The sequence below is a fragment of the Moraxella atlantae NBRC 14588 genome (genome assembly GCF_001591265.1).
GTDB lineage: Bacteria > Pseudomonadota > Gammaproteobacteria > Pseudomonadales > Moraxellaceae > Faucicola > Faucicola atlantae.
Genome location: NZ_BCUL01000005.1, coordinates 127,672 through 140,413 on the forward strand (window position 1 = coordinate 127,672; position 12,742 = coordinate 140,413).

Below are 12,742 nucleotides of genomic sequence, written 5' to 3' on the forward strand. Positions count from 1 at the left end.
CTCGCCCAATCCTACATCCAACATCTTACACCCACTTGCTTTACCACGTTGATGATTGTTAAATTTTTACGGTTTAACATGTTAAGGCTTGACTGTTTAGCTTGACCATTTAGGCTGAGATCAGCGCGATAAACTGCTCACCGCGATCACTATACCCACTAAATTGGTCAAAACTTGCGCACGCAGGCGACAATAGCAACACGCCAAGCTCGGCTAGTTGCTCGGCATGAACCTTGGCATCGGCAACGGCTTGGGCAAGCGTACCGCTGTGTACCATGAACACGTCTGCCGCATTTGATCGGCTGATATCGGTGGTAACTTTTAGCCCTGCACGTTGTAAATCATCGCCGATTTGTTGCGCTGCCTCACCAATCAGATACACCACGCTGGCATAATCTGCCAACGGCTGCGCCAAAGTGGCAAAATCCTGCCCTTTACCCTGTCCACCCAAAATTACCGCGAGTTTTTTACCTTTGGGTGCATAGACTTTGCCAAGCCCAACCACCGCGGCAATCGTTGAGCCGATGTTGGTGCCTTTTGAGTCATTGTAGCAGTTGAGTCCTGCCATCTGCCCAACGTACTGGCAACGGTGCGGCAAGCCTGCAAATTGGCGCAACGTCGTTAGCATACTGGCAAGTGGCAAGCCTGCCAATTCGCCCAACGCCAATGCCGCCAGTGCATTGAGCAAATTTTGCTGTCCTTTGATGGGCAAATCACGTTCATGCAGCAAACGCGTTTGCCCACGAACCAACCAAATCTCGCCATTGTCATCATGCGCCAAGCCATAATGAACGGGTTGGCTTTGAGATTGGCTTTGATGATTGGGCAGATCACTGCCAAAGCTGATTGTGGGGATGTCATGGGGCGTTAGGGCGATACTGGCAGGGTCATCACGATTGACCACAGCAGCGTGCGCACCGTCAAAAATACGCTGTTTGGCTTGTTGGTAGTGCTGCATATCGCCATGGCGATCCAGATGATCGGGGGAGATGTTTAAAATCGTCGCGACCTGCGCGCCCAAATCACTGACGGTTTGTAGCTGAAAACTTGAAAGCTCAAGCACCGCCAACTCCAACGGCTGTGCCAACAAATCCAACGCTGGCGTACCCAGATTACCGCCTACCCCAACGGCAAGCCCTGCATCTTGCGCCATCTGCCCAACCAACGTGGTGACCGTACTTTTACCGTTTGAGCCTGTGATGGCAACGATGGGAATTTGCCGTGCTTGGCATTCGGCTTGAAATAGCTGAATATCGCTGACAATCGGCACGCCATTTTTGCGCGGCACATCAAACATGGGCAAAAATGGGTCAATACCAGGGCTAATGACGATCCGCGCCGCTTGCGCCAACAATTCGTCATCAAGTCCACCAAACCGCGTGATCACACCTTGTGGTAAGGCATGAGCGTTGCTTGGCTGTCCGCCATCAGTGGCGGCAACGCGATAGCCGCGTTGGTGTAGATAGTTGAGTGCAGATAGCCCTGATTTGCCCAAGCCGACGATGACGTGCAGATCAGTTGGTTGCTCAAAGTTGGCAGCTTGATAGGAGGGGTTGGCAGTGGTGTTTGACATGGTTGGATACTGACTTGGTATTTGGATGGATTTTTTAAAAAAATATCGATCATCGCCTAGCATGATATCGGCGGTTTTGCCCTTACTGGCAATGGTGAGCAGTGCACACAAAAAGCGATAGACATTGGTGCTTATCATAGCATTTTTGCAAAAACTAAGATATCATCAAAACCTTAACCTTGTTGTTTAAATTCACCAATCTGCCACACGTTGCCCGAGGATTTTTGCATGCTACTGACCAAAAACCCTATTAGTCTAGTTAGGAATATGCTATGAAGCTAATTACCGCGATTTTAAAACCGTTTAAGCTTGACGATGTCCGCGAAGCATTGTCCGACATCGGCGTGCAAGGCGTGACGGTGACCGAAGTCAAAGGTTTTGGGCGGCAAAAGGGTCATACCGAATTGTACCGCGGCGCAGAATACGTCGTTGATTTTTTGCCCAAAATCAAGCTTGAAATCGCTGTGACCGATGAGTTAGTCGAGTTGGCGATTGAGGCAATTATGCGCGTTGCGAGTACTGGCAAAATCGGTGATGGTAAGATTTTTGTCACCAATTTAGAACAAGTCATTCGTATTCGCACGGGCGAAACAGGCGCAGATGCGCTGTAGTTTTTGCCGCACATTTTGTCTTCATTGGACTTTAAATCCGAGTATCAAGTTTTAAGCACCGTATAAGGAGCGTCATCGGTATACAAATTTAACCAATAACGTTTGCCCCATTTTATCAATTATTCAAGGACAGTCTAGGGGGTGGTGATGTGGTATAGCAGTCAGTCAGTCAGCGGTTTAGCGCCGATCTTGCAGGTAGCAACTGCGCAGGAAGCAACTTTAAAGCGAGCAACAAGAAAGGCGCGGTTTTCACGTTATCACTGTGTGGTATCAACTAGCCAACCGCGCGCGTGACAAAATAGGCGGTGCGTTGGTGGCATTGTCGTGGCTGGGCGCTACGTCGTTGGCACACGCTGAGGGCACGCTCAGACTGGACACAGGCGATACGGCGTGGGTGCTGATTTCTACCGCGTTGGTGCTGATGATGACAGTACCAGGCTTGGCGTTGTTTTACGCTGGCATGGTGCGCAAAAAAAACATCTTGGGCACGATGGCGCATAGTCTTGGCGCGGCGGCAATCGATGACGGCTCGATCGGTTTTGATTTGGTTGGCTTTCAAAACGACAGCGGCAAGGTCGGCACAAACCCTGAGCAGCTTTTTGCTATGGGCTATGCAGCGTGTTTTGACAGCGCGGTAAACCACGTTGCGCCAACGCTAGGACTCAAACCCACTAAGTCAAGCACCCGCGTGGCGGTGGGTATTGGACAAACCGCTGGCGGTGCGTTTGGTCTAGATATTGACATCACCATCACCGTTGAAGGCTTGAGCATGGACGATGCCAAACGCTTGATCGAAAAAGCGCATGAGGTCTGCCCATACTCTAACGCCACACGCGGTAACGTGGATGTTCGCCTACACGTCAATGTAGTGCAAAGTTTTGATTTGTAATAGATTTTATTAAAAATCTTCCCAAAACGCTCAATCAAGGTTGGGCGTTTTTTTTGTTGTGCTGAGGCGTTGCTTGCGCAAATTGTCATAAAAATCTGCTACACTAGCGCGGCGTATGTTTGTTCACCGATATCACAACCTAAGCCGCATGCTGCCATCATTTGATACCCGTCACGCACCCTTGCGCGGTCGTTTTTTGCCCGATAAGGCTATTTTGTTGCTTGACAGCGTGCCTGCCGAGCGCGTCGCCAATATCACAACCGCAGCACGCCACCCATCAATGATATTCCCCGTGTCCTGCTGGTGTGCTTATCATATTGACGCGCAGATTGCGCCGTATCCAACCGTGCCCATCATCGCAAAACACGATTAATTTTTATTCTCAACGTTTCATTGACGACTATGACGCTCATCAACTTACCCAATCAAGCCATTTTGCCACTTGGCGAGCCGCCCATCAATCCGTATCGACTGGGCGCAAGCCTGTATATGTCTGCCACGCGCGCCGATTTGTGGCAGGTGATCACGCGCCAACAGCTGCCTGAGGTGACAAGCCTTGTCATTTGCCTGGCAGATGCGGTCAGTAAGCACGATGTTGATGACGCGCTTGCCAATGTGCAGCGACTACTGACCGACTGGCAAACGCAAGTCACGGCGCATTTAGACAATGCTGTGTCACAGCCAACGGCTTTTGATCGCCCATTGGTATTTATCCGCCCCCGTCATGCCACGATGTTGGCACAGATGGCGACTTGGCAAGGCATCGCGCTGATCGATGGGTTCATCTTGCCCAAGATCGATATGCTGAGCCTTGCTGATTGGCGACTGGCTTGGCAGCAACACGCTGATGGCAACGACACGCCGCCGCTGGTCATGCCGACGCTAGAAACTGCGCCGATTTTTAATCCCCATCACAACCATGAGTTGGCGCAAGCATTTATCGAAGCATTTGCCGAGCGCGTGTTGGCATTGCGGATTGGCGGTAATAATTTGTTGGCGTGTTTGCGGCTGCGTCGTCCGCGCCAAACCACGATTTATGCCACCCCGATTGGCACACTCATTGATCAGTTGGTCGGCTGTTTTGTGCCGTATGGCTTTTATTTGACGGCGCCTGTGTTTGAATATCTTGATACACCCGAACTGTTTGCACAAGAATTACAGCACGATGTCGCGCTTGGATTGGTCGGCAAAACCGTGATTCACCCAAGCCAAATCGCCGCCGTGCAGCGCGCATTTGCCGTTGAGGCCAGTACGGTTGCCGATGCCAATGCGATTTTGACCCAAAATACCAAAGCGGTGTTTAGGCAAGACAACGCCATGCTTGAGCCTACCACCCATGCCGCATGGGCGCGAACTGTGCTGTTACGCGCCGCCGTGTATGATACCATTGATTGATTTTGACGTTTAAAACCCCTAAAAATTTGTAAACCCACCATGACCTTACCTATTTTTCTTTTTCCACAAAATCAGCTGGTTTTAGCCAGCAACAACGCAGGCAAACTGGCAGAATTGCGTCATATGTTTGCCCAAGCAGGGCTAGACATTGAAGTCATCGCGCAGGCTGATTTGGGCATTGATGATGCGATTGAAGATGGCAAAAGTTTTATTGAAAACGCGCTCATCAAGGCGCGGCATGCCAGTGCCATCAGCGGCTTGCCTGCTTTGGCAGATGATTCTGGGCTGTGCGTTGATGTACTGGGCGGCAGTCCTGGTATTTATTCGGCACGTTTTGCCGCTGACACACCAACGTTTCAACAAGCCAGTGCGCGCGCCGATAAAGACCATGCCAATAACCAAAAACTGCTCGCGCAATTGGCGCCGTATCGTGATGACAACCCAATTCGTGCCCAGTTCGTCTGCGTGTTGGCATTGGTGCGTCACGCCGATGACCCGTTGCCGATGATCGCGCAAGGGTTGTGGCGGGGACAGGTTTTGCCCACACCCCAAGGTGAGCACGGTTTTGGTTATGACCCACTGTTTTGGTCGCCCGAACACGCCAAATCCGCGGCAGAACTTGGCAGCGCTGTAAAAAACCGCGTCAGTCATCGCGCGCAGGCGTTGCAGCAGCTGCTAAGCCAGCTTAAAAACGACGCGTAACGCCCACTGACAAATGTTGCATGGTTAAACAGCGTTAAACGCTGCTTGATTCTTTTTTGCACTTTGCCTACGATTTGCTTATACTATATCCCTTTTTGGTTAGATTTTAACGTGCGGTCAGCCAGCGGTTTACATGATTGGCTTAGCGATCAAAATTAACCAACGAATTTTTTGTGTCAATGCTGTCTAGGTTTATGCTTAAAAAAAATAAGCCAACGGTATGCGTAATTGTGCTCGCCTTGCGCTAAGCATGATTTTAACCACGTGTTTTTATCGGTTTTATCCTTTCATTCACAGGACAATTGTTATGTCAGAGTTACAAGTCACCACCACCAACCCAACCAATTTAACCACCCAAATGACGGTCAAAGTACCCGTCAGCACCATCCAAAGCCGTGTTGAAAAGCGTATTCAACAAGTTGCTAAAACCGCCAAAATCGACGGCTTTCGTCCTGGTAAGGTGCCTGTGTCACACATCCGCGCTCAATATGGCGCAGGTATTCAGCAAGAAGTTATCAACGATGTCATCCGTGATACCGTGTTTGACGCGATTCGTGAGCAAAACATCCGCGCAGTTGGTATGCCAAACATCGATGACGTTAAACTAGAAAACGACTTTTTGGTCTATCAAGCCACCGTTGAGATTTTCCCGCGTGTGGAAGTACAAGGCTTAAATGAAATCAACGTCACACGCCAAAACGCACAAATCAGCGATGCTGATATCGACACGATGATCGAAAACTTGCGCGAACAACGCAAAACGTTTGTTGAAAAAGACGGTGCAGCCGAGCAAGGCGACCAAGTTAAAATTAACTTTGTTGGACGTGTAGATGGCGAAACGTTTGACGGTGGCAGCGCGAACGATGTCGATTTGGTGTTGGGTAGCGGTCGCATGATTCCAGGGTTTGAAGATGGCATCGTTGGCATGACAGCAGGCGAAGACAAAACCATCGACGTCACCTTCCCCGAAGACTACCAAGCTGAGCACCTAGCAGGCAAAGCAGCACAGTTTGACATCCACGTCACCAGCGTGCAAACCCCACAGTTGCCAGAACTTAATGACGAGTTTTTTGCTGTGTTTGGCGTGACCGAAGGCGGTCTAGACAAGCTGAAAGAAGACGTGCGCAACAACATGCAGCGCGAAATCAAAGCTGCGGCGCGTAACCAAGTCAAAGAAGCAACCTTTGATGCGCTACTTGAAAAAAATGACATCGAAGTACCACAAGCCTTGTTAGAACAAGAAATCGGTCGTCAGCGTGACATGATGGTGCAGCGTTTTGCCCAACAATTTGGCGCAGACCCCAAAATTTTTGGCGAAGATATGTTGCCCAGCGAGTTGTTTGAAGAACAAGCACGCCGTGCCGCACAGCTTGGCATCATGGTAACAAGCCTTGTTGAAAGCAATGACATGAAGGCAGACCCAGAACGCGTTACTGCCTACATCGATGAGATGGCACAAAGCTACGAAGACCCCAATGAAGTCATCGACTACTACACCAACAACGCGCAAGAACGCGCCAATATCGAAGCGGTGGTATTAGAAGATCAGTTGATTGACTTTATCTTGGCGCAAGCCAACGTCACAGACGAAGAAGTTAGCTACCAAAACTTGTTGGCAGCTGCTCAACAACAATAAATCCATACACGGTTTAGCCGATATTTTGATGGGCTAAACCACTATTGACGGCTTGTTTTTTTGCCAAATTGCCCTTATACAGTAGCAAACCGTGTAAGGGCTTTTTGTTATTTTTGATCATCACATCTAAAGATTTAGCCTTTGCATTCATTGATGGCTAAAAATGACGCGATAGCGCAAGGATACTATATGTTAGAGCAATTTTTGGATTCACCATTTGCCAACGCGCAAGTGCAAAACACCCTGACCCGTGGCTTACACCAGCCGCAAGCTGCCCTGGTGCCGATGGTGATTGAGCAATCCTCACGTGGTGAGCGTTCGTTTGATATTTATTCGCGTCTGTTGCGTGAACGTGTGGTGTTCTTGACAGGTCAGGTTGAAGACCACATGGCAAACTTGATTGTCGCGCAGCTGTTGTTCTTGGAAGCCGAAAACCCTGAAAAAGACATCAGCCTTTATATCAACTCACCAGGCGGTTCGGTCAGTGCAGGCATGGCGATGTATGACACGATGAACTTTATCCAGCCTGACGTTTCAACCATCTGTCTTGGTGGTGCGTATAGCATGGGTTCGTTCTTGCTTGCGGCAGGTGCCAAAGGTAAACGCTATGCCCTTGCCAACTCACGCGTAATGATTCACCAACCATCGGGTGGTGCACAAGGTCAAGCCAGTGATATCGAAATCAATGCGCGTGAAATCCTCAAAATCCGCGCCCGTTTAAACAAAATCCTTGCCGAGCGCACAGGTCAGCCGATTGAGAAAATCGCCCTAGACATGGAGCGCGACTATTGGCTAGACGCGCATGAAGCCAAAGCCTACGGCTTGGTCGATGAGGTGCTTGAAAAACGCCCCGATACTGCTAGCAATGACAACGCTTAAGCCAGTCATCTAGCAGTTCTCACATACGATCGGGTAAAAGGTTAATTAAAATGGCAAAAAAAGATATCACGCCGCTGTGCTCATTTTGCGGTAAATCCAAAGACGAGGTCAACAAACTCATCGCAGGGCAAGATGCCAATATCTGTAATGAATGTATCGATCTATGCCAAGACTTGATTGGCGATGCAGACGCAGCGATAGGCAGCAGCGATGACGCAAGTCATAACGAGTGGCTGACACGCAAACTACCCACACCAAAGGAAATCCGCGCCCATCTTGATGACTATGTCATCGGGCAGGACAAAGCCAAAAAAACCTTGGCGGTAGCGGTTTATAACCACTACAAACGCCTCAAAGTTGCCCAGCAGATGCACGAGCAAGACAGCCAAGCCAGCAAAACGGGCAGCGATGACGCGATGGTTGAGTTGGCAAAGAGCAATATCTTGCTGATCGGTCCAACAGGTTCGGGCAAGACATTATTGGCACAAACCTTAGCGCGGCTATTGGACGTACCGTTTGCGATGGCAGACGCCACCACCTTGACCGAAGCAGGCTATGTCGGTGAAGATGTTGAAAATATCGTGCAAAAACTGCTACAAGCAGCAGACTATGACGTTGAGCGCACGCAAACGGGCATTATTTATATCGATGAAATCGACAAAATTACCCGCAAAAGCGAAAACCCATCGATCACCCGTGACGTTTCAGGTGAAGGCGTGCAACAAGCCCTATTAAAGCTGATAGAAGGCACAGTTGCTAACATTCCGCCACAAGGTGGGCGTAAGCATCCCAACCAAGAGATGATTCAGGTGGATACCAGCAATATCTTGGTGATTTGTGGTGGAGCGTTTGCAGGCTTAGACAACGTCATCCAGCAGCGTACCGAAAAAACAGGCATAGGCTTTAATGCCGATGTCAAAACCAAAGATAGCGGCAAAAACGTTGGCGAATTGTTGCGCCAAGTTGAGCCAGAGGACTTGATCAAATTTGGCTTAATTCCCGAATTAATCGGACGTTTACCTGTGCTTGCCACGCTCGAAGAGCTTGACGAAGCAGCGTTGATTCAGATTTTGACCGAACCCAAAAACGCCTTGACCAAGCAATATGAATACCTGTTTGCCATGGAAGACGCTAAACTTGAATTTAGCCAAGATGCGTTGGTAGCGATTGCCAAACAAGCCCTCAAGCGCAAAACAGGCGCGCGCGGCTTACGCTCGATTGTGGAAAACGCGCTGCTTGAGACGATGTATGAATTGCCATCGCTACCTGCTGGCAAAACCGTGCAAGTTGATGAAGCGGTCATCAATGAGGGCATCGCACCACAAATTGCTTAACGCTGATCAGCGTTTGCCGTAACTTTTTTTGGCATAATCAAAGCGCGTACCATGACGCGCTTTGTTGTTTGGATCGTGTTAGCCATGTTGGTTGGTCGCCGCTTAGCGTACTAGCTGGATATCGCCCTTAGGTCGCCCAACTACCGTCAGCTCATAATCCAAATGCCCCAAGTAGCCGAATTTACCTTTGCGACTGACGCGCGCAAACACGCAAACCTCAATGTCATAAAACGGTGTGTCAATACCCTGCTCACGCGCAAGATGGTCAATAATCGCCATCGGATCATCAAGGGCATAGGTTTTGCTCGGTGTGGTTAAGGTAAAGCTATGCGCGTCACGGTGCGCGCGTCCGCGGTACAAATTGGTCGCCTCAAGGCCGCGAAAATCACGCAACGGCACGCGGCGATCATGCATTTGCCGCTTGATATAGCGCACACCTGCCACCGCACCGCCAATCATAGCCGCTGTGGTCGCCACACCTGCGCCAACACCAAACGCGGTCAAACCCAGTAGGGTTTTGGCAATCGGGTGGCGCGAACGCTTGGTGGCTTGCTTTTTGGGTTTGTTGTGGCTTTTTTTGTCCGCGTGCTTGGTGTGGGTATACGGTTGCTGGTCGTGCTTGGTGTGGGTATACGGTTGCTGGTCGTGCTTGGTTCTATCGTTGCGCGTTGCTGCGTGGTGCGCGTGGTTGTGCTGTGCACCGTGGTGAAAAGGACAGTGAACGCGGCGGTCTTGTGCGTCAGAGGTTGGTTTGGTTTTAGACTTGTGCAATAAATGAGGCAATCGGCGCATGGTGTTCTCAGCTTATGATAAAATTAGGATATTGTAGCAAATTGCTTTGTGCTGCATTGTGACAATTTTTTGATGACACGCCGACTGAGGTAAGCCAAAGATTTATGAAAGCCAAAATCATCGCCGTGGGGCAAAAAATGCCTGCGTGGGTACAAACAGGATTTGCCGATTATCACAAGCGCATTCAGCCAATGTTGCCGACAGAATTGGTCGAAATCGCGGCGGCAAAACGCAGTAAACAGCCATCGGCGGCAGAAATCGAAAAATACGCCAATACCGAAGGCAGTTTGATTTTGCAAGCCCATCACAGCGCGCGTGAACGCTTGATTTGCCTTGATGTACGTGGCAAAAACTGGAGCACCGAACAGCTTGCCGAGCGCGTACAAACGGCTATGCAAGATGGTGAGGATTTGGCGTTTGTTATCGGCGGTGCGGACGGTTTATCCAAGCATGTACTGGCACAGGCGCAGGCGTGTTGGTCACTGTCGAATTTGACCTTGCCGCACGCATTGGTGCGGGTGTTGGTCATGGAGCAGTTGTACCGCGCGATGACGATTTTGCACAACCATCCATATCATCGCGGTGATTATTTTTAAGTTTTTAACATTCATCATCTAACAAACACGTTTTAACTTTTTAAGGTGCTGCTACCCAATTTGCTTATGCCGACGTTATTTACCGATTATTTACCACCCACGACCCCACTAACCGCGCCCAAGCTGACGCTAGCCGATGTGCTGCCTAAACCTGTGCAGCCATTGGCAACGCTGCCTGCGCTGTTTGTGTCGCATGGTGCGCCAAGCCTTGCCATCGAGCGCAACGCCACCACGCAAGCATTGGCAAAAATCGGGCAAAATTTGCCAACACCTCGGCTGATTGTCATGCTATCAGCACATTGGCAAAGCAGCCAGTTAGAGCTAAATGCCAATCCGCTACCACCGACTTGGCACGATTTTAGCGGTTTTGGGCAAGCGTTGGCGGCTATCGACTACCCTGCCCACGGTTATCCTGAAGCAGCGTACGCGCTTGCCGAGCAGTTGCAAGCGCGGCAGGTAGCGGTATCACTCAATCGCCTACGCGCATACGATCACGGGATTTGGGCGCCGTTGGTGCATGTATATCCCAATGCCGAGATACCCGTGTTGACGCTGTCATTGCCGCGACATTTTGATAGCTACGCGTGTTATCAGCTTGGCGCATTGTTTGCCCCGCTACGCGCCGAGCAGGTGCTACTCATTGGCTCGGGCAGTGTGACACACAATTTGTCGCAAGTGCGTTTTGCTGATGACAGCCAAATTAACCCCAACGCGTGGGCGTTTCGTCAGTGGCTGGTTGAGCAGCTACGCTATGATATGCCGCGCGCGCTTGACTGGCAGGCGCATCCTTTGGCAATGTACAACCATGCCTCACCCGAACATTTGTTGCCGTTATTTTTTGCTGCAGGTGCAGGGCAACGCATGAGCGTGGTGCATGAACGCTTTGCGCATTATAGTCTGGCAATGGATATTTATCGGTTTGATTGAATGCAAAAAATTTGACGCATCTTAGCGAATGTGGCGCAAATCCAAATCTTGATCAATCTGCCACACCAACCAAGTACCTACCGCCATCAAGGCAAACAGCGTCATGCCAAGCTTTGCCACCGAATTAAGCGCGAACACATTGAGCAACAAGCCGCCAAAAACGCCAACGATGAAATTGAGCGAACCTTGTAGCGCGCTTGCCATGCCTGCACGGTGTTTTTGAAACGCCAACGCAATCGCGCCTGCATTCGGCTGCGTCAATCCCAGCCCTGCGATACAACAAAAAATACTCGCCAACACCGCCCACAGCCATGCGTGCGTACCAAACAGCAAACCAAGCGTCATCAACGTGCCTGCTGCACTTACTTGCACCAACGCGCCAATGCGCAACAACTGCACCAGTTTAACGCGTCCAACCAACCATTGATTGACCTGTGTCAGCCCAATAAACCCTGCCGCATTCATGCCAAAAATCCAGCTAAAATGTGTCGCACTAACGCCGTACTCCTCCATCATCAACTGTGGCGCGGCACTGATATAGACAAACATGGAGCCCATCAGCAAGCCTGCACCAAGCGCAGGGTAGCGAAAGCGCGTGTCCTTGAGCAAATCGACATACTGGCGCAACACTTGGCGCAGTGGCAACACATGACGGCGATCAGGCGGTAGGGTTTCTTGCAAAAATACTTTAATCAGCATAAGCGACAGCACACCAAAACCTGCCAAAAACCAAAAAATCGCTCGCCAACTGCTGATCTGCAACAGCAAACTACCCAGCGACGGCGCAAGAATCGGCGCAATGCCCATCACCAGCGTCATCAACGAAAACGCCTTTGCCATCTGTGTAGGGTTTAGGCAGTCACGAATCATCGCCCGAACCACCACCGAGCCCACGCACGCACCCAACGCCTGCAGCGTACGCCCCGCAAACAGCACCGCCACACTGGTGGTTGTCGCGCAAATCACACACGCCACCACATACACCACCGTACCGACATACAACGGACGAATACGCCCAATGCGGTCAGACAGCGGCCCGTAAAACAACTGCCCGACCACCAAACCAATAAAATACGCAGGTACCGAATTGGCAATCCATCGCGTTACCACGCCAAAATCCTGCGCCATCGTTGGCAAGGCAGGTAGATACATATCAATCGACAGTGGGCCGACGGCAATTATCAGCCCCAGCAAGATAATCCACACCGTTGGGTACGGCGCAGAGGGATCGGGCGTGGCGGTTGGTTGGCTAGGTGTTGAGTTTGACGGCTGAACAGACATGGCAAATGGGTCACTAAATCGGCAAAACTTGGTCTAGGCATATTTTTAAGTACACTTAAACCAAAAGCAGCTATTGTAACGTATTTTATCGTCTTTGCCAGTTCAAGTTATTTTTTAATATAATTAA

12 protein-coding genes and 1 pseudogene are annotated in these 12,742 nt (G+C 50.3%); 10 read left to right on the forward strand and 3 right to left on the reverse strand.

Annotated features, from left to right (window positions below):
• Positions 1 to 109: 109 nt before the first annotated feature.
• Positions 110 to 1,573, reverse strand: a complete 1,464-nt coding sequence (murD, locus tag MA2_RS04875; RefSeq protein ID WP_067057433.1) for a UDP-N-acetylmuramoyl-L-alanine--D-glutamate ligase — start codon at positions 1,571 to 1,573, stop codon at positions 110 to 112.
• Positions 1,574 to 1,845: 272 nt separating this feature from the next.
• Here murD and MA2_RS04880 point away from each other — a divergent pair, with 272 nt between their 5' ends.
• The 8 genes and pseudogenes from MA2_RS04880 (at position 1,846) to clpX (ending at position 9,019) form a co-directional block, all read left to right on the forward strand.
• Positions 1,846 to 2,184: a P-II family nitrogen regulator gene (locus MA2_RS04880; protein ID WP_067057346.1), complete on the forward strand. Its 339-nt coding sequence runs from the start codon at positions 1,846 to 1,848 to the stop codon at positions 2,182 to 2,184.
• Between the two features lie 346 nt (positions 2,185 to 2,530).
• Positions 2,531 to 3,073: pseudogene (locus MA2_RS11325) on the forward strand (Ohr family peroxiredoxin); the annotation flags it as partial.
• A gap of 115 nt (positions 3,074 to 3,188) precedes the next feature.
• The gene (locus tag MA2_RS04890; protein ID WP_143821780.1) at positions 3,189 to 3,446 is read left to right on the forward strand and encodes a hypothetical protein; all 258 of its coding nucleotides are present in this window, start codon (positions 3,189 to 3,191) and stop codon (positions 3,444 to 3,446) included.
• A gap of 29 nt (positions 3,447 to 3,475) precedes the next feature.
• On the forward strand, positions 3,476 to 4,468 hold the full coding sequence (locus MA2_RS04895) for an HpcH/HpaI aldolase/citrate lyase family protein (RefSeq protein WP_067057353.1): 993 nt from the start codon (positions 3,476 to 3,478) through the stop codon (positions 4,466 to 4,468).
• Between the two features lie 39 nt (positions 4,469 to 4,507).
• Positions 4,508 to 5,170, forward strand: coding sequence for an RdgB/HAM1 family non-canonical purine NTP pyrophosphatase (gene rdgB / locus MA2_RS04900; RefSeq protein ID WP_067057356.1), 663 nt, complete (start codon positions 4,508 to 4,510; stop codon positions 5,168 to 5,170).
• 307 nt (positions 5,171 to 5,477) lie between these two features.
• Positions 5,478 to 6,806, forward strand: coding sequence for a trigger factor (tig, locus tag MA2_RS04905; RefSeq protein WP_067057360.1), 1,329 nt, complete (start codon positions 5,478 to 5,480; stop codon positions 6,804 to 6,806).
• Positions 6,807 to 6,995: 189 nt separating this feature from the next.
• Positions 6,996 to 7,685 carry an ATP-dependent Clp endopeptidase proteolytic subunit ClpP gene (gene clpP / locus MA2_RS04910; protein ID WP_067057439.1) on the forward strand — a complete coding sequence of 230 codons (690 nt, stop codon included), beginning with the start codon at positions 6,996 to 6,998 and terminating at the stop codon, positions 7,683 to 7,685.
• Positions 7,686 to 7,735: 50 nt separating this feature from the next.
• Complete coding sequence (gene clpX / locus MA2_RS04915; RefSeq protein WP_067057363.1) at positions 7,736 to 9,019, forward strand: ATP-dependent protease ATP-binding subunit ClpX; 1,284 nt, start codon at positions 7,736 to 7,738, stop codon at positions 9,017 to 9,019.
• A gap of 102 nt (positions 9,020 to 9,121) precedes the next feature.
• On the opposite strand, the gene MA2_RS04920 is transcribed toward clpX, so the two are convergent.
• Positions 9,122 to 9,811: a hypothetical protein gene (locus MA2_RS04920; RefSeq protein ID WP_067057366.1), complete on the reverse strand. Its 690-nt coding sequence runs from the start codon at positions 9,809 to 9,811 to the stop codon at positions 9,122 to 9,124.
• Positions 9,812 to 9,915: 104 nt separating this feature from the next.
• On the opposite strand from MA2_RS04920, the gene rlmH reads away from it, so the two are divergent.
• Positions 9,916 to 10,407, forward strand: coding sequence for a 23S rRNA (pseudouridine(1915)-N(3))-methyltransferase RlmH (rlmH, locus tag MA2_RS04925; RefSeq protein ID WP_067057369.1), 492 nt, complete (start codon positions 9,916 to 9,918; stop codon positions 10,405 to 10,407).
• Positions 10,408 to 10,473: 66 nt separating this feature from the next.
• Positions 10,474 to 11,334, forward strand: coding sequence for a DODA-type extradiol aromatic ring-opening family dioxygenase (locus tag MA2_RS04930; RefSeq protein ID WP_079351964.1), 861 nt, complete (start codon positions 10,474 to 10,476; stop codon positions 11,332 to 11,334).
• A gap of 21 nt (positions 11,335 to 11,355) precedes the next feature.
• Here the strand turns inward: MA2_RS04930 and MA2_RS04935 are convergent, their stop codons facing one another.
• Complete coding sequence (locus MA2_RS04935) at positions 11,356 to 12,615, reverse strand: multidrug effflux MFS transporter (protein WP_067057373.1); 1,260 nt, start codon at positions 12,613 to 12,615, stop codon at positions 11,356 to 11,358.
• Positions 12,616 to 12,742: the final 127 nt, after the last annotated feature.

What these genes read in the sequence shown, in the direction of transcription:
- MA2_RS04935 (WP_067057373.1), bottom strand. Translation starts at nt 12,615, where the DNA reads ATGTCTGTTCAGCCGTCAAACTCAACACCTAGCCAACCAACCGCCACG.
- rlmH (WP_067057369.1), top strand. Translation starts at nt 9,916, where the DNA reads ATGAAAGCCAAAATCATCGCCGTGGGGCAAAAAATGCCTGCGTGGGTA.
- MA2_RS04930 (WP_079351964.1), top strand. Translation starts at nt 10,474, where the DNA reads ATGCCGACGTTATTTACCGATTATTTACCACCCACGACCCCACTAACC.
- MA2_RS04920 (WP_067057366.1), bottom strand. Translation starts at nt 9,811, where the DNA reads ATGCGCCGATTGCCTCATTTATTGCACAAGTCTAAAACCAAACCAACC.
- clpX (WP_067057363.1), top strand. Translation starts at nt 7,736, where the DNA reads ATGGCAAAAAAAGATATCACGCCGCTGTGCTCATTTTGCGGTAAATCC.
- MA2_RS04890 (WP_143821780.1), top strand. Translation starts at nt 3,189, where the DNA reads ATGTTTGTTCACCGATATCACAACCTAAGCCGCATGCTGCCATCATTT.
- murD (WP_067057433.1), bottom strand. Translation starts at nt 1,573, where the DNA reads ATGTCAAACACCACTGCCAACCCCTCCTATCAAGCTGCCAACTTTGAG.
- clpP (WP_067057439.1), top strand. Translation starts at nt 6,996, where the DNA reads ATGTTAGAGCAATTTTTGGATTCACCATTTGCCAACGCGCAAGTGCAA.
- tig (WP_067057360.1), top strand. Translation starts at nt 5,478, where the DNA reads ATGTCAGAGTTACAAGTCACCACCACCAACCCAACCAATTTAACCACC.
- rdgB (WP_067057356.1), top strand. Translation starts at nt 4,508, where the DNA reads ATGACCTTACCTATTTTTCTTTTTCCACAAAATCAGCTGGTTTTAGCC.
- MA2_RS04880 (WP_067057346.1), top strand. Translation starts at nt 1,846, where the DNA reads ATGAAGCTAATTACCGCGATTTTAAAACCGTTTAAGCTTGACGATGTC.
- MA2_RS04895 (WP_067057353.1), top strand. Translation starts at nt 3,476, where the DNA reads ATGACGCTCATCAACTTACCCAATCAAGCCATTTTGCCACTTGGCGAG.